Here is a 16410-nt window from a genome sequence, read left to right as displayed (position 1 = left end):
AGACTGAACGGACATCGTATGGATTTCGTATTCGATGAGGACCAGGAAGCGCTCGCGGACACCGTCAAGCGCCTCTTGATGACCGAGATGACGCCCGAGCTGATCCGCGAGCTGTGGGCGACGCCGACCGGCCGCTCCGACGCGCTGTGGGCGCTGTTCGCGTCGCAGGGGCTGACCGCCGTGTCGGTGCCGGAAGCGCACGGCGGGCTCGGACTGGGCGAGGTCGAATGGGCGCTGCTCGCACAGACCTACGGCTATTTCGGCAGCCCGGAACCGCTGCTCGACACCGCGCTCGTCGCGGCCGGCGTGCTCGAACGGCTGCCCGAAAGCGGCTGGCGCGATGCACTGCTGTGCGACATCGCGGAAGGGCGTGCGCGCGTCGCGCTCGTGCATCCGGTGAACCCGTATGCGGCCGACGTGCACGTCGCGCAGACGCTGCTGTGCGAGCACCGCGGCGAACTGCACCGGGTCGATCCGCAGCAGTGCGCGTGGCGCGCGGTCGACAGCGTCGACCCGTCGCGGCGCCTGTTCACGCTCGACTGGGAGCCGTCGTCGGCCACCCGCATCGCCGACGCCGACACTGCGGCGCCGCTGCTCGCCCGCGCGCTCGACCACGGCGCGTTCGCGGTCGCCGCGCAATTGCTCGGCCTCACGCAGCGCGTGCTCGACGTCGCGATCGACTACAGCGCGCAGCGCAAGCAGTTCGGCAAGGCGATCGGCTCGTACCAGGCACTCAAGCATCTGCTGGCCGACGTCGCGATCCGCTACGAGTTCGCGCGGCCGGTGGTCGCGCGCGCCGCGCGGGCGATCGCGGACGACCATCCGCAGCGCGCAGTGTTCGTGTCGCACGCGAAGCTCGCGGCGACCGCCGCCGCACAGCTCGCCGCGCGGCACACGATGCAGGTGCACGGCGCGATCGGCTACACGTGGGAACTCGATCTGCAGATCTTCATGAAACGCATCTGGGCGCTCGCCACGAGCTGGGGCGACAGCGCCTTCCACAAGGCCCGCGTGGCCGACGCGATCCTCGACGACGCGTTGCCGATCGGCCCCGCGCAGACCTTCGATCTGAAAGAGGAATGCTGATGAAACAAGCCTATATCGTCGACGCACTGCGCACGCCGACCGGCCGCCGCAAGGGCGGGCTCGCGCACGTGCATGCGGCCGACCTCGGCGGGTTCGTGCTGAAGACGCTGGTCGAACGCAACGCGATTCCGGCCGATGACTACGGCGACGTGATCTTCGGCTGCGTCGACACGATCGGGCCGCTGGCCGGCAACATCGCGCGCACCTGCTGGCTCGCGGCCGGCCTGCCGCTGCAGGTGCCGGGCGTGACCGTCGACCGCCAGTGCGGCTCGTCGCAGCAGGCCGTGCATTTCGCCGCGCAGGCGGTGATGAGCGGCGTGCAGGACGTCGTCGTCGCGGGCGGCGTGCAGACGATGACGCAGATCCCGATCTCGTCCGCGATGACCTGCGCGGCGCCGCTCGGCTTCACCGACCCGTTCTCCGGCAGCACGGGCTGGCGCGCGCGCTTCGGCGACGCACCGGTGTCGCAGTTCGTCGCCGCGCAGCGGATCGCCGATCACTGGAACCTGTCGCGCGACACGATGGAGCGCTACGCGCTCGAAAGCCACCGGCGCGCGATCGCAGCGATCGAGGCCGGGCACTTCGCACGGGAAGTCGTGCCGTTCGAAGGTGTCACGCACGACGAGACGCCGCGTCCCGACACGTCGCTCGACAAGATGGCGACGCTCGAGCCGCTCGCGCCGGGGGGCTCGCTGACGGCCGCGGTCGCCAGCCAGACCTGCGATGCGGCCGCGGCACTGCTGATCGTGTCCGAGGACGCGCTGAAGCGCTACGGGCTCACGCCGCGCGCGCGCATCCACCACCTGAGCGTGCTCGGCGACGACCCGCTGTGGATGCTCACCGCGCCGATCCCGGCCGCGAAGGAAGCGATCCGCAAGAGCGGCCTCGACTGGTCGCAGATCGACAGCGTCGAACTGAACGAAGCGTTCGCGTCGGTCGCGCTCGCGTGGCTTGCCGATACGCGCTTCCCGCATGAGAAGACCAACCCGAACGGCGGCGCGATCGCGCTCGGCCATCCGCTCGGCGCGACCGGCGCGAAGCTGATGACGACGCTGCTGCACGAGCTGGAGCGCACGGGCGGCCGCTACGGGATGCAGGCCATGTGCGAAGGCGGCGGCCTCGCGAACGTCACGATCATCGAGCGCCTGTGAGCGCGTCATCTTCAACGAGGCACACCATGGGAATCTGCAAAGGACGCACCGTCATCATCACCGGCGCGGGCGGCGGGCTCGGGCGCGAATACGCGCGCGCGTTCGCGGCCGAGGGCGCGGCGGTCGTCGTCAACGACATCCGGCACGACGCCGCGCAGGCCGTCTGCGACGACATCGCGCGCGACGGCGGCCGCGCGCTCGCGAATTCGGACGACATCACGCGCGTCGACACTGCGCAGCGGATCGTCGATGCCGCGCGCGACGCATTCGGCGACGTGCACGTGCTCGTCAACAACGCGGGCATCTGCCGCGACAAGATGTTCACCAGCATGACCGAGCAGGACTGGGACGACGTGATGCGCGTGCACCTGCGCGGCCACTTCTGCCTGTCGAACCTGCTCGCGCGCGCGTGGCGCGACGCCGCGAAGGCCGGCGGCCCGGTCGATGCGCGGATCATCAACACGAGCTCCGGTGCCGGGCTGCAAGGCTCGATCGGCCAGTCGAACTACGGCGCCGCGAAGGCCGGCATCGCGGCGCTGACGCTGATGCAGGCGGCCGAGCTGCATCGCTACGGCGTGCGCGTGAACGCGCTTGCGCCGGCCGCGCGCACGTCGATGACCGAGGACGTGTTCGCCGACATGATGAAGAAGCCCGTGGACGGCGGCTTCGACTATTTCGACCCGGCGAACGTCGCGCCGCTCGTCGTGTGGCTCGGCAGCGCGCTGTCGGCCGACGTGACGGGCCAGGTGTTCGAGGTCGCGGGCGGCGTGATCGCGGTCGCGGAAGGGTGGCGCACAGGTCCGCGCGTCGATCGCGGCGCACGCTGGGCGGCGGGCGAGGTCGGCCCGGCCGTCGCGCAATTGCTGGCCGACGCGCGTCCCGCGCAGCGCGTGTACGGGAGCTGAAAGATGGATCTCCTGCTCACCGACGAACAGGTGATGATCCGCGACGCGGCGGCCGACGTGCTCGCCGAACGCAGCGCGTCCGCGGACGTGCGCCGCGCGATCGAGCAGTCGGCCGGCCGCGACGACGCGCTGTGGGCGACGCTCGCCGGCGAACTCGGCTGGAACGCGCTCGCGCTGCCGGAGGCGGCGGGCGGCATGGGGCTCGGCGCGCTCGAGCAGGCGCTGCTGATGGAGCAGCTCGGCCGGCGCGTCGCGTGCGTGCCGTATCTGCCGACCGTGTGCATGGCGTCGACCGCGCTTGCGCAATGCGGGACGTCGGTCGCGCACGCGTGGCTCGCGAAGATCGCCGAAGGCGCGTGCAGCGCGACCGTTGCGCTGCCGTTCGATTGGCTGTTCGGCGACCTGTTCGGTGAACCTGGCGGCAAGGCGTCCGGTTGGCCGACAGGCGAGTCATTCGGCAAGCGGCCCGGCGCACCGTCCCGCGCTGTGCCCGGTGAATCGGCCGATGTGCCGGCGTTGCCGTTCATCGCCGAAGAAACCGCGGCCGGCTTCGCGTTGTCCGGCGTTGCCGCGCAGGTGCTCGACGGCGCGCGTGCCGACCTGCTGCTGGTGCCGGCGCGAATCGCCAACGAAGGGCAGTCGGTCGGCCTGTTCGCGATCGACATGACCGCCGGCGCAGCCGGTATTGCGGTGACGCCGCTCGACACGCTCGACGCGACGCGGCCGCTCGCGTGGATCGCGCTCGACGACCTGCGCGTGAGCCGCGACGTGCTGATCGCGGGCCGCGACGCGGCACAGGTGCTCGAACGCACCGCATGGTTTGCCGCGCTCGCGCTGGCCGCCGAACAGCTGGGCGGCGCACAGCAGTGCCTCGACCTGACGCTCGACTACACGGGCCAGCGCGTGCAGTTCGGCCGCGCGATCGCGTCGTTCCAGGCGGTCAAGCACCGCTGCGCGCAGATGATGGTGCTGATCGAGTCGGCGCGCTCCGCCGTGCTCGGCGCGGCCCACGCATGGGACGCGCAAGCCGGTGCGACGCCGGACGCCGCGCTGCGCGCGGACATCGCCGCGGCAAAGGCGGCCGCGAACGACGCGTATGCATTCTGCGCGCAGGAAGCGATCCAGCTGCACGGCGGTGTCGGCTTCACGTGGGAATACGACCCGCATCTCTACTTCAAGCGCGCGCAGGCATCGGGCGCGCAGTTCGGCACGACGCCGCAACTGCTCGAATGGATCGCGCGCCACGCGATCGACGGCGCGCTGCCCGACCATGCCGCGCGTTCGGCCACGGCGTCCGTCCCACATGCCGCGCGTCTGTCCGCCGCCCGCGCAGGAGCTTTGCAATGAACAGCGAAACCCGCGAACAGCAATTGCGGCACGAAGTCGCGGACTGGGTGCAATCGCACCTGACCGGCGAATTCGCGTGCCTGAAACACCGGGGCGGCCCCGGCGACGAGGAAGCGTGGCCCGAGCTGCGCAAGGCGTGGGAGCAGGCACTCGCGAAGGGCGGCTGGACGGGGCTCGGCTGGCCAGTCGACGCCGGCGGACGCGGCTTTTCGGTCGCCGAGCAGGTGATCTTCCATGAGGAATACGCCCGCGCCGGCGGGCCGGGGCGGATGGGCCACATCGGCGAAGGGCTGCTCGGGCCGACGCTCGTCGCGTGCGGCACCGACGACCAGCGCGCGCGCTTCCTGCCGGGCATCCTGGCCGGCACGCAGTTCTGGTGCCAGGGCTATTCCGAACCTGGCGCGGGCTCGGATCTCGCGAACGTGCGCACGCGCGCCGAACAGCAAGCGGACGGCTCGTGGCGTGTTCATGGCCAGAAGGTCTGGACGTCGCTCGCGCACGATTCCGACTGGATCTTCGTGCTCGCGCGCACCGATCCGGCGTCCCGCGGGAACAAGGGGCTGTCGTTCCTGCTGATGCCGCTCGACCAGCCGGGCATCGAGATCCGGCCGATCCGCCAGCTCAACGGCGGCGCCGAATTCAACGAAGTGTTCTTCGACGGCGCGCGCGCGGACGCCTGCGACCTCGTCGGCGCGCCGGGCGACGGCTGGCGGATCGCGATGACGCTGCTCGGCTTCGAGCGCGGCATGTCGACGCTCGGCCAGCAGATGCAGTTCGTCCGCGAGCTCGAATGGGTGATCGACGCCGCGCGGGACACGGGCGCGGACCGCGATCCCGTGCTGCGGCAACGCATCGGCCGCGCATGGGCCGGCCTGCGCGTGATGCGCTACAACGCGCTGCGGATGCTGTCGGGCGCGGACCGTGCGGACACGGCCGACGGCGGGGCCGGCGCGCCGCTGCGGCGCGAAGCGCTGATCTACAAGTACTACTGGTCGAACTGGCACCGCGATCTCGGCCAGCTCGCGATGGACGTGCTCGGCCCGCGCGCGAACGTGCTCGATCCGTCCGACGAGAAGCTCACCCATCTGCAGCGCGTGTTCCTGTTCTCCCGCGCGGACACGATCTACGCCGGCACCAACGAAATCCAGCTCAACATCATGGCCGAGCGCGGGCTCGGCATGCCAAAAGAACCCCGAGGTACTGCATGACCGAACCCCAGATTCGTCCGGCCCCCGCCTACGTGCCGGGCCACCAGCTGCTCGCCGGAAAATCGGTGCTGATCACGGCCGCGGCCGGCGCCGGCATCGGCTTCGCGGCCGCGCGCCGCTGCGCGGAAGAAGGCTGCCGCGCGCTGTTCATCTCCGACATCCACGAGAAGCGCCTCGAGCAGGCGGTCGACACGCTGCGCGCGGAAACGGGGCTGCAGCAGATTTACGGCCGGCTCTGCAATGTCGCGGCCGAGGACGACGTACAGGCGCTCGTCGCCGACGCGCTGACGCGGCTCGATGGCGTCGACGTGCTGATCAACAACGCCGGGCTCGGCGGCGCGAAGCGCATCGTCGAAATGGACGATGCCGAATGGTCGCGGGTGATCGACATTAGCCTCACCGGGACGTTCCGGATGACGCGCGCGATGCTGCCGCACATGCAGGCCCGCGGCCGCGGCGCGATCGTCAACAACGCATCGGTGCTCGGCTGGCGCGCGCAGGCAGAACAGGCGCACTACGCGGCCGCGAAGGCGGGCGTGATGGCGCTCACGCGCTGCGCGGCGCTCGAAGCCGCGCCGTACGGCGTGCGCATCAACGCGGTCGCGCCGAGCATCGCAATGCACGATTTTCTGAAGAAGTCGGCCCCGGCCGACTTGCTGAACCAACTGGCGTCGCGCGAAGCATTCGGGCGCGCCGCCGAAGTCTGGGAGGTCGCCAACGTGATGGTCTTTCTCGCAAGCGATTACGCGTCGTACATGACGGGTGAAGTCCTGTCGGTCAGCAGCCAGCACGCATGATGGCAGCACTCGAACCCGCCCGCGCGACGCCCCGCGTGTTCGCGCATCCCGGCGAGCTGGTCGCCGTCGTCGGCGAGACGCTCGGCGCGAGCGCGTGGCTCGCGATCGACCAGATCCGCATCGACGGCTTCGCGGACGCGACGGGCGACCACCAGTGGGTGCACGTCGACCCCGTGCGCGCGAAGGACGGCCCGTTCGGCGCATGCATCGCGCACGGCTACCTGACGCTGTCGCTCGTCAATTATTTCCTGCCGCAGATCGTCCGCATCGACGGCGCGCGGCTCGGCGTCAACTACGGCTGCGACAGGATCCGCTTCCCGGCGCCGGTGAAGGTCGGCGCGCGCGTGCGCGGCGTCGGCGAGCTGCTGCGCGTCGAGCCGCTGGACGGCGGCGTGCAGGCGTGGGTCCGCGTGACCGTCGAGATCGAAGGCGGCGACAAGCCCGGCTGCGTCGTCGACACGATCAGCCGCTATTACTTCTAGAGAGCCCGTACATGGAAGACGCAGTCATTGTTTCCGCCGCCCGCACGCCGATCGGCAAGGCGTTTCGCGGAATGTTCAACGATACCGAGGCGCCCGCGCTCGGCGGTCACGTGGTGCGCGCGGCGCTCGAGCGCGCGGGCGTCGCGGCGGCCGACGTCGATGACGTGCTGATCGGCTGCGCCGCACAGCAGGGCACGCAGGGCTACAACATCGGCCGGCTGTCGGCCGCCGCCGCGGGCCTGCCGCCGTCAGTGCCGGGGATGGCGATCGACCGGATGTGCTCGTCGGGGCTGATGACGATCGCGAGCGCCGCACGCAGCGTCGGCGCGGGCGATGCGCGGATCGTCGTCGCGGGCGGCGTCGAGTCGATCTCGCTCACGCAGAACAAGCACAAGAACGCGTATCGCGCGCGTTCGCAGGCCGTGCTCGACCACCAGCCGGCCGCGTACATGGCGATGATGGAGACGGCCGAGATCGTGTCGCGCCGCTACGGGATCTCGCGCGCGGCGCAGGACGAATTCGCGCTGCAGAGCCACCAGCGCACGGCGCAAGCGCAGGCGGCCGGCCGCTTCGACGCGGAAATCGCGCCGCTCGACGTGCGGCGCGCGCTGTTCGACAAGGAAGGCAACCCGGCCGGGCACGAGGACGTGCGCGCCGCGCGCGACGAAGGCGTGCGCGCGGATACGACCGCCGAACGGCTCGCGGGGCTGAAGCCGTCGTGGAGCGGCGGCAAGGTCGTCGAGCAGGGCGAGTTCGTGACGGCCGGCAACGCGTCGCAACTGTCGGACGGCGCGGCTGCCGTGGTCGTGATGTCGCGCACCGAGGCGAAGCGCCGCGGCCTGACGCCGCTCGGCGCATTCCGCGGCCTCGCGGTGGCCGGCTGCGAGCCGGACGAAATGGGCATCGGCCCCGTGTTCGCGATCCCGAAGCTGCTCGACCGCTTCGGGCTGACCGTGCGCGATGTCGGCCTGTGGGAGCTGAACGAGGCGTTCGCCTGCCAGGCGCTGTACTGCCGCGACACGCTCGGGATTCCCGACGAGCGGCTGAATGTCGACGGCGGCGCGATCGCGCTCGGCCATCCGTTCGGGATGTCCGGCACGCGAATGACGATGCATGCATTGCTCGAAGGCGCGCGTCGCGGCGTGCGGCATGCGGTCGTGACGATGTGCATCGGCGGCGGGATGGGCGCTGCCGCGCTGTTCGAAGTCGGCGCATGACAGCGGGCGGCCTGGCCGCCCCGATGTAACCGCCATTCATTCAGGACCATTCGAGGCCGCGGCAATGACCGACGGCCCGGAACTTTGCAGAGGACCCGTGCGAGCGCTTCAGCGTTCCCACGGGGCGACTGCAGAGTGTGGGGCCGGAGTAACTGCAGAAGCATTGACTCCGGTCGACCGCGAAGCATGGGGCCGGCGTAAGTGCTGAAGCACTAATGCCGGCCCACAGGAGACAAGCAATGAAACGAACCTTGCCCGGACTCGCGATGTCGGCGCTCGTGCTCGGCGCCGCGCTGTTCGCGTTCTCGCCGCGCCCGCTGCCGGCGTTCCCGGTCACCGCGATCCACGCGGACCGCCTGCAGATCAACGGCCTCGCGAAAGCGGGCCCGCGCATCGTCGCGGTCGGCGAGCGCGGCGTGATCCTGTTGAGCGACAACGGCGGCCAGGACTGGCGCACGGCATCCGTGACGCCGGACCAGCCGTCGACGCTGACGCAGGTGTTCTTCGTCACGCCGACGCTCGGCATCGCGGTCGGCCACGACGGCCGCATCGTGCGCAGCGACGACGCCGGCGCGCACTGGCGCGAGGTGCATGCCGACCCGGCACATTCCGATCCGCTGCTGTCGGTGTGGGGTACCGCGAACGGGCCGCTGTTTGCGGCCGGCAGTTTCGGCCAGCTGCTGCAGTCGAACGACGCTGGCGCGACCTGGCAGACGGTGAAGACGCCGGCAGGCGACCGTCACCTGAACGCGATCGCCGGCGACGGCCACGGCAACCTGCTGATCGCCGGCGAGAGCGGCACGCTGCTGCGCTCGACCGACAACGGCGCGACCTGGGACAAGCGGCCGTCGCCCTACGCGGGCTCGCTGTTCGGCGCACTGATGCTCGCAAACGGCGACTGGGTCGCATACGGGATGCGCGGCAACGTGTTGCGCAGCACCGATCGCGGCGAAACCTGGACGCACGTCGACAGCCACGTGCCCGTGTCGTACTTCGGTGCCGCGCAACTCACGGACGGTGAGCTCGTGCTGGTCGGGCAGGGCGGTGCGATCGTCGCGTCGCGCGACGGCGGGCTGACCTTCGACGTGCGCAAGCTCGGCGGCGTGCAGAGCCTCGCGGCGGTGCTCGACATGGGGCACGGCGCGCTGCTGCTCGGCGGCGAGGCGGGCATCGCGCCGCTCGCCGGGGCAGGCATCACGCACGCGCCGCAGCCGTCGTGACGCGCGGCGGCCGCGTCTGCCAGTGTTTGCCCGTTTCCGTTCCGACCGCCCGTTTCGCTACGAGAAGATTTCCATGAACGACCTGTCACGCCCCATTGATGCCGTTCCCGCGTCGCGCCTCGCGGCGTTCGTCGAGCGCAGCGCCGATTTCATCATCCGCCGGCGCCGTGCGCTGATGTTCCTGTGCGTCGCGGTGACGCTCGCGCTCGGCCTGTCCGCGACGCGCCTGAAGCTCGATCCGGGCTTCAACAAGATGATCCCGATGCAGCACCCGTACATGCAGGTGTTCGACCGCTACGCGGGCGCGTTCCCCGGCGCGAACACGATCCTCGTGAGCCTGCGCTGGAAGGGCGACGGCGACATCTACAACCAGCCGTTCATGGACGCGCTGCGGCACGCGACCGACGACGTGTTCTTCATCCCGGGCGTGAACCGCTCGCGCGTGTTCTCGCTGTTCACGCCGAACGTCCACTACACCGAAGTCACCGAGGCCGGCTTTCGCGGCGACGTGGTCGTGCCGGGCCAGTTCTCGAGCGCGAACCCCGACGATCTCGCGAAGGTGCGCCGCAACGTCGCGCGCTCCGGGCAGATCGGCCGGCTCGTCGGCAACGACCTGAAGTCGGCGCTGATTCGCGCGGAACTGCGCGAGACCGATCCGGCGACCGGCAAGCGGCTCGACTACGGCGCGGTCGCGCGCCAGCTCGAGGAGATCCGCGCGCGCTACGCGAAGCAGGGCATCGACGTGAACATCATCGGTTTCGCGAAACTCGTCGGCGACGTCGAGTCGGGCATCGCCGGCGTGATGGCGTTCTTCGCGCTCGCGTTCCTCGTGACGGCCGCACTGCTGCTCGCCTATACGCGTTCGCTGAGGACCACCGTGCTTGCGCTGCTGGTCGCGCTGCTGCCGGTCGTCTGGCTGCTCGGCGCGCTGCCGCTGCTCGGGCTCGGCATCGACCCGATGTCGATCCTCGTGCCGTTCCTGATCTTCTCGATCGGCGTGTCGCATGCGGTGCAGATGACCAATGCATGGAAGCAGGCGCTCGTGCGCGGCGCGGCGCCGGCCGACGCGGCGCGCGACGCGTTCCGCAAGCTGTTCGTGCCGGGCACCGTCGCGCTGCTGACGAACGCGCTCGGCTTCTTGGTGATCATGCGGATCCAGATCGACATCGTGCGCGAGCTCGGCATCACCGCGTGCCTCGGCGTGCTGCTGATGATCGTGACCAACAAGGTGTTCCTGCCGATCCTGCTGTCGTACACGCGCCTCGAACGCGGCACGCTCGCCCGTGCGCAGCGCACCGCGGCCGCGGGCGGCAGCCGGCTGTGGTCGGGTTTCGCGATGTTCGCGCGGCCGCTGCCGGCGCTCGGCATGTTTGCGGTCGCGCTTGCGCTGCTCGCCTGCGGCGCGCTCGAATCGCGCAAGCTCGAGATCGGCGACATCGGCACCGGCGCGCCCGAACTGCGCGCGAACTCCCGCTACAACATCGACAACGCGGCGATCACGCATCAGTACAACATCGGCGTCGATGTGCTGTCGGTGATCGTCGAGACGACCGGCTTCGACGACGCGTGCCTGCATTACCCGGTGATGAGCGCGATCGAGAAGTTCGAGATGCACATGCGCGGCGTCGCGGGCGTGCAGTCGGTGACGAGCGTTTCGTCGCAGGGCAAGGTGTTCATCGCCGCGTTCAACGAGGGCAACCCGCGCTGGGCCGCGCTGCCGCGTTCGAGCGACGGGCTCACGCAAGGGTCGAATGCGTTCGACCCCGACAACGGCATGAACACCGCGAACTGCAAGGCGATCCAGGTGCTGATCTACACGCAGAACCACGAAGGCACGACCATCGCGCACATCGTCAGCGAGATCAAGCGCTTCGCGGCGGAGAACCCGACGCCGAACGTCGCGTTCCGGCTCGCGGGCGGCAATGTCGGCGTGATGGCGGCCACCAACGAGGCGGTCGGCGACGCCGAGGTCGCGATGCTGCTGTCGATCTTCGGCGCGATCGCGCTGTTGTGCGCGGTGACGTTCCGCTCGTGGCGCGCGGTGCTGTGCATCATCGTGCCGCTGACGCTCGTGTCGATCCTCTGCAACGCGGTGATGGCATGGCTCGGCATCGGCCTGAAGGTCGCGACACTGCCGGTGATCACGCTCGGCGTGGGCGTCGGCGTCGACTACGGGATCTACCTGTACGAGCGCCTGCAGCACGACATCCGGCACGGCGCAACGCTGCCCGACGCGTTCGCCGACGCGATGCGCCAGCGCGGCACCGCGGCGCTGTTCACCGCCGTCACGATGTTCATCGGCGTCGGCACGTGGGCGTTTTCCGCGCTGAAGTTCCAGGTCGACATGGGCGTGCTGCTCGCGTTCATGTTCCTCGTGAACCTGTTCGGCGCGGTGTTCCTGCTGCCGGCGCTCGCCGCGTGGCTCGGCGTCGAGCGCGCGGAACGCCGTGTGGCGCATCCGGCGCCGGCTGTCGCGCCGTCGCTGAAACCGGCGCGCGCGCTCGAGCCCGGCAATACGCTGCACTGAGCGACACGCCCCCCGATCACCCCGAGCGCGCGGCGGGCCGCCGCGTGCCACCGAAAAGAAGGAGACGACCCACATGTCCGCACGCCCTTACAAGATCGAAGCCCAGCCGCTCGCCGAGCGTTATGCGCGCGGCTGGCACTGCCTCGGGCTCGCCCGCGACTACAAGGACGGCAAGCCGCATACGCTGAACATCTTCGGCCGCAAGCTCGCCGCGTTCGCCGATTCGACCGGCAAGGTCAACATCGTCGACGCGTACTGCCCGCACATGGGCGCCGACCTGAGCCTCGGCAAAGTGGACGGCGACACGCTCGTGTGCCCGTTCCACGGCTGGGCCTGGAACGGCGAAGGGCAGTGCGCGTCGATCCCGTACTGCAAGCGCATTCCGCCGAAGGCGCGCATCGGCGCGTGGCCGACCTGCGAGCAAAACCATCTGCTGTTCGTGTGGAACGATCCGGAAGGCAGCGCGCCGCCGGACGACGTCGCGATTCCGCGCTTCGACGTGTGCTTCTCGGACGAATGGTCGGACTGGATCGTCGACAAGATGGTGATCCAGACCAACTGCCGAGAGCTCGTCGACAACATCTCCGACGCCGCGCACTTCGCGACCGTCCACAACGCGCCGGTCGACTATTTCGCGAACCTGTTCGAGGACCACAAGGCGACGCAGTTGATGGTCGGACGCAGCGAGAAGCTCGGCGGCGACAGCCTGACCGCGCTGTCGACGTACTTCGGGCCGGCCGTTCACATCACGCGGATGACCGGGCAAAGCAACGGCCAGCCGATCCATTCGGTGCTGCTCAACTGCCACGTGCCGATCGACATGAACAGCTTCGAGCTGCGCTACGGCGTGATCGTGAAGAAGCTGCCGGGCTTGAGCGACGCGCAGAACATGGAGATCGCGAATGCGTACGTGAAGGAAGCGCAGCGCGCGTTCTACGAGGACGTCGATATCTGGCACAGCAAGACGCGGATCGACAACCCGCTGCTGTGCGAAGGCGACGGGCCGCTCTACCAGATGCGCGACTGGTATTCGCAGTTCTATCTCGATGCGGCCGACGTGCGGCCGTCGAGCGTCGCGCGCAAGGTGTTCGAAATGCGGATCCGGGACGGCGAGGCGCCGCCGGAACTGCATCATGTGTTCGAGCGCTAAGCGGGACGTCCGGACCCCCGTGTGACGCAATGCTTTCCGCCGCCGCTTTCCGTCACCGGTCGTCGCGCCGGTTGCCGGCGGCGGGATCCGCACACGCCGCAGCCGGCACGGTTTCCCGGTCGCGGCGTCGTTGATTCGGCTTAGTTGCGCAGGAAAACCTCGAAGATCGTCGCGAAATCGGCGTAGCCGGGCGCACGCATGTCAAATGCGCCGCCTGGCGCTCAGGATAGTTCCTGCAATAACGGAACGATGCGTTCCGCGTTGCTCATCCGTCGATTGTTCCTGATATCGCGGAACTATCCGCTGTCGCCGCGTCATTCGGCGACCTCCATCGCCACCATCACCGCCCGATCTGCACCGCCTGCGCATCGTCGAACGCGGTCGCTTCGCCGCGCTCGCGCCATGCGTCGATGTCGTCGATGCGCTCGTCGATCGTCTTGTCCCACAGCGCATACGCATCGGCGCCGAGCATCAGCCGCAGCGGCGGCGTGTCGCTGTCGATCGCGTCGAGCATCACCGCGACGGCCTTGACCGGATCGCCCATCTGCTTGCCTGCACTGCTGACGAGATAGTCCTCGAACGGCCCGACGACAGTCCGATAGACATCGAGCCGATGCGCGGCCCGCTGCAGCACGTCGCCCGCGAACTCGGTGCGGAACGCGCCGGGCTCGACCAGCGTCACGCGAATGCCGAGCGATGCGACTTCCTTCGCGAGGGTCTCGGTCCAGCATTCGAGCGCGAACTTCGCCGCGCAATACGCGCCCGCACCGGCCACCGTCACGAGGCCGCCGACGCTCGTCAGCGTCAGCACGCGTCCCGCACCCTGCGCGCGCATTTGCGGCAGGATCGCGCGCGTCATCTCGACCGCCGAGAAGAAGTTGATCTCGAACTGGTCGCGCAGCTCGTCGGGCGAGAACTCCTCGACCGCGCCGATCGAGCCGCGCCCCGCGATGTTCGCGAGCACGTCGATCCGTCCGAACCGCGCGATTGCCTGCTCGACCGCGTGCTGGCGTGCGGCCGCATCGGTGACGTCCATCTGTATCGCCAGCGCCTGGTCTTCATGACCGTGGACGACAGCCTGCAGGCGCTCGAGCCGTCGTGCGGTGACGACCGCACGATCGCCGCGCGCGAGCACGGCTTGCGCAAGCGCGAGGCCGAAGCCGGACGACGCGCCGGTGATGAACCAGACTTTCTTCGCGTGTGACATCGAACATTCTCCCGGGACGAGGTGGACGCATCGACAGACCACGAACATTCAGGCGTGAGCAATGCGCATTGTTCGATCGGACCGCGCCAATCGAACGGAATGGAACGCTGGGACAGCGGTGATGCCGGGTGAGGCTTCGAGACTGCTCCGGCGACGCGAGCAGGTGTGGCGAGCGGTTCATCGTCTGCCACGCGGCGGGTTTCGTCAAGGCTTGGGCAGCGGACGTGCCACGACGATCAACGCATCGCACGAGCCCACGCCCTTTACGCAGACACCCGAGCGGACATACACTCGTCGGCAATCCGCGGCCGGCACGCCTTACAACGCTTTCAAACGCCGGCCATGCAGCCCGGCGAGTCGGCTGTCCATCGAATGACGGAAGGAGGCGCCATGAGTGCAGACGCAGCGGCCGCATCAACGTCAGTCCCGTCGCCCATTCAGCATGTGTTCGTGCTGATGCTCGAAAACCGGTCGTTCGACCATCTGTTCGGGCTGTCGGGCATTCCCGGCATCGTCGCCGCGACACCGTCGAACAGCAACGCATACGGCGGCACCGTCTATCCGTTCGGCGGCGGCGCGCCCGCGCAGATGCCAACGGATCCCGGCCACGAGTTCACCGACGTCGTCGAGCAGCTGTGCGGCGCGGGTGCCGCTTTCCGGAAAGGCGAACCGTATCCGCCGATCGACAATTCCGGCTTCGTGGCGAGCTACGCGACGACCACCACCGAGGGCACGCCACCGCAGCCCGCCGACGTCGGCAAGATCATGCAGGCCGTCGATACGCGCACCCAGTCGCCGTCGCTGTATCAGCTCGCGACCAGCTTCGTGCTGTGCGACGGCTGGCATGCGTCGCTGCCGGGCCCGACCTGGCCGAACCGGTATTTCGTGCACGGCGCTTCGTCGTCCGGCCTCGATCATTCGCCGACCCAGGCGGAAATGGCCGGATGGGAATCGGTCGACGGCTTCTCGTACCCGCATGGCTCGATCTTCGAAGCGCTCGGCGACGACAGCTACCGGCTCTACCAGGACCAGTCGGGCACGCCGCTCGGACACGTGCCGCAGGTCGCGTCGCTGAAGGGCATCAGCTTCTTCGACGTCGACGATCTCGCGCATCTCGAAGCCGATCTCGCGTCCGGCTACACGGCCCGCTACACGTTCATCGAGCCCGCCTATGGCGACATCGTGCACGACACGTACGAGAACGGCACGTCGCAGCATCCGATGGACGGCCTCGCCGGCGGCGACCAGCTCGCGGCGCGCGTCTACAACGCGATCCGCAACTCGCCGCTATGGGAAAACAGCCTGCTCGTGATCCTGTACGACGAGCACGGCGGCTTCTACGATTCGGTCAGGCCCCGCGCCGCGCCGCCGCCGAACGACGGCGCAGCCGCCACGCTGAATACGAACGGGTTCGGCTTCGACGTCTACGGCGTGCGCGTGCCCGCGATCGTCGTGTCGCCTTGGGTCGCGCGCGGCGTGGTCGACCACACGCCGTACGATCACAGCTCGGTGCCCGCGACCCTCGAGCGGCTGTTCGGCCTGCAGCCGCTGACCGACCGGGACCGCCACGCGAACGACCTGCTGTCGCTGCTCACCGCGACCTGCCGTACCGACTGCCCGCCGAGGATCGGATCATGACCCAGCCCGCCACCCCGGACCCGCGCGACGACGAACCGCTGAGCGACGGCACGAGCCTGATGGCCTTCCTGCACATCCTGAAGAAGGCGCATGCGGAGCTCGCCGGGTACGACAACGCGCATCAGCTCTACAGCCAGTTGCGTACGCGCGGCCAGGCGAAACAGTACATCGAGACATTGATGCCGCAGTTGCTGACGGAACGGACGAAACGCCGCGAGAAGCGGCACGGCGGCGCTCGTGCGGGATCGCACGACGGCCAACACAAGCGTTGACCTGTCCGGCGGTGCCCCGCAGGTCGTCAAGGCCGCTCGGGATGTCGTGTCGTGCCGCCGCGTCGAACCGGCTGCCGACGCCGGACGATGGCCGGCCGTTCACGCCGTTTTACTCGATCGGCGCGCGCTTGCGAATCGACACGATGGGGAGGAAGGACGCGCTCGAGATCCCGCCTGTCGAGCCGCAATGACCCGAGCGCGTT

15 protein-coding genes are annotated in these 16410 nt (G+C 69.3%); 14 read left to right on the top strand and 1 reads right to left on the bottom strand.

Annotated elements, in window-relative coordinates; genetic code table 11:
• The first annotated feature begins 18 nt into the window (after positions 1–18).
• The 11 genes from ACV229_RS01465 (at position 19) to ACV229_RS01415 (ending at position 13090) form a co-directional block, all read left to right on the top strand.
• Positions 19–1086, top strand: coding sequence for an acyl-CoA dehydrogenase family protein (locus ACV229_RS01465; RefSeq protein ID WP_448081335.1), 1068 nt, complete (start codon positions 19–21; stop codon positions 1084–1086).
• A complete protein-coding gene (locus tag ACV229_RS01460; protein ID WP_448081334.1) occupies positions 1086–2237 on the top strand; it encodes an acetyl-CoA C-acetyltransferase in 1152 nt (383 codons plus the stop codon). The genes ACV229_RS01465 and ACV229_RS01460 overlap by 1 nt, the downstream gene beginning before the upstream one ends.
• A gap of 26 nt (positions 2238–2263) precedes the next feature.
• The gene (locus ACV229_RS01455; RefSeq protein ID WP_448081333.1) at positions 2264–3142 is read left to right on the top strand and encodes an SDR family oxidoreductase; all 879 of its coding nucleotides are present in this window, start codon (positions 2264–2266) and stop codon (positions 3140–3142) included.
• Between the two features lie 3 nt (positions 3143–3145).
• On the top strand, positions 3146–4489 hold the full coding sequence (locus ACV229_RS01450; protein ID WP_448081332.1) for an acyl-CoA dehydrogenase family protein: 1344 nt from the start codon (positions 3146–3148) through the stop codon (positions 4487–4489).
• Positions 4486–5697: an acyl-CoA dehydrogenase family protein gene (locus tag ACV229_RS01445; protein WP_448081331.1), complete on the top strand. Its 1212-nt coding sequence runs from the start codon at positions 4486–4488 to the stop codon at positions 5695–5697. Before ACV229_RS01450 ends, ACV229_RS01445 begins: the two co-directional genes overlap by 4 nt.
• Positions 5694–6494, top strand: coding sequence for an SDR family oxidoreductase (locus ACV229_RS01440; RefSeq protein WP_448081330.1), 801 nt, complete (start codon positions 5694–5696; stop codon positions 6492–6494). The genes ACV229_RS01445 and ACV229_RS01440 overlap by 4 nt, the downstream gene beginning before the upstream one ends.
• Positions 6491–6976, top strand: a complete 486-nt coding sequence (locus ACV229_RS01435) for a MaoC family dehydratase (RefSeq protein WP_448081329.1) — start codon at positions 6491–6493, stop codon at positions 6974–6976. The genes ACV229_RS01440 and ACV229_RS01435 overlap by 4 nt, the downstream gene beginning before the upstream one ends.
• A gap of 11 nt (positions 6977–6987) precedes the next feature.
• Entirely contained in the window at positions 6988–8193 is a 1206-nt protein-coding gene (locus ACV229_RS01430) for an acetyl-CoA C-acyltransferase (protein WP_448081328.1), read from the top strand.
• A 239-nt stretch (positions 8194–8432) separates the two neighbouring features.
• Entirely contained in the window at positions 8433–9413 is a 981-nt protein-coding gene (locus ACV229_RS01425) for a WD40/YVTN/BNR-like repeat-containing protein (protein ID WP_448081327.1), read from the top strand.
• Between the two features lie 73 nt (positions 9414–9486).
• A complete protein-coding gene (locus tag ACV229_RS01420) occupies positions 9487–11940 on the top strand; it encodes an efflux RND transporter permease subunit (RefSeq protein ID WP_448081326.1) in 2454 nt (817 codons plus the stop codon).
• A 73-nt stretch (positions 11941–12013) separates the two neighbouring features.
• Positions 12014–13090 (top strand): Rieske 2Fe-2S domain-containing protein, encoded by a 1077-nt coding sequence (locus ACV229_RS01415; protein WP_448081325.1) that lies wholly within the window; start codon positions 12014–12016, stop codon positions 13088–13090.
• A gap of 340 nt (positions 13091–13430) precedes the next feature.
• Here ACV229_RS01415 and ACV229_RS01410 read toward each other — a convergent pair whose 3' ends face one another.
• Positions 13431–14297, bottom strand: a complete 867-nt coding sequence (locus ACV229_RS01410) for an oxidoreductase (protein WP_448081324.1) — start codon at positions 14295–14297, stop codon at positions 13431–13433.
• Positions 14298–14687: 390 nt separating this feature from the next.
• Here ACV229_RS01410 and ACV229_RS01405 point away from each other — a divergent pair, with 390 nt between their 5' ends.
• Genes ACV229_RS01405 through ACV229_RS01395 form a run of 3 tightly spaced genes read left to right on the top strand, consistent with a single transcriptional unit; the run spans position 14688 to position 16398 of the window.
• On the top strand, positions 14688–15935 hold the full coding sequence (locus tag ACV229_RS01405; protein ID WP_448081323.1) for an alkaline phosphatase family protein: 1248 nt from the start codon (positions 14688–14690) through the stop codon (positions 15933–15935).
• Positions 15932–16207, top strand: coding sequence for a hypothetical protein (locus ACV229_RS01400; protein WP_448081322.1), 276 nt, complete (start codon positions 15932–15934; stop codon positions 16205–16207). The genes ACV229_RS01405 and ACV229_RS01400 overlap by 4 nt, the downstream gene beginning before the upstream one ends.
• Positions 16208–16248: 41 nt before the next feature.
• Positions 16249–16398, top strand: coding sequence for a hypothetical protein (locus tag ACV229_RS01395; protein ID WP_448081321.1), 150 nt, complete (start codon positions 16249–16251; stop codon positions 16396–16398).
• Positions 16399–16410: the final 12 nt, after the last annotated feature.

This window comes from Burkholderia sp. MR1-5-21 (genome assembly GCF_053427715.1).
Note: the sequence above shows the minus strand (reverse complement) of the source record. Positions and strands in the feature narration are given on the sequence as shown.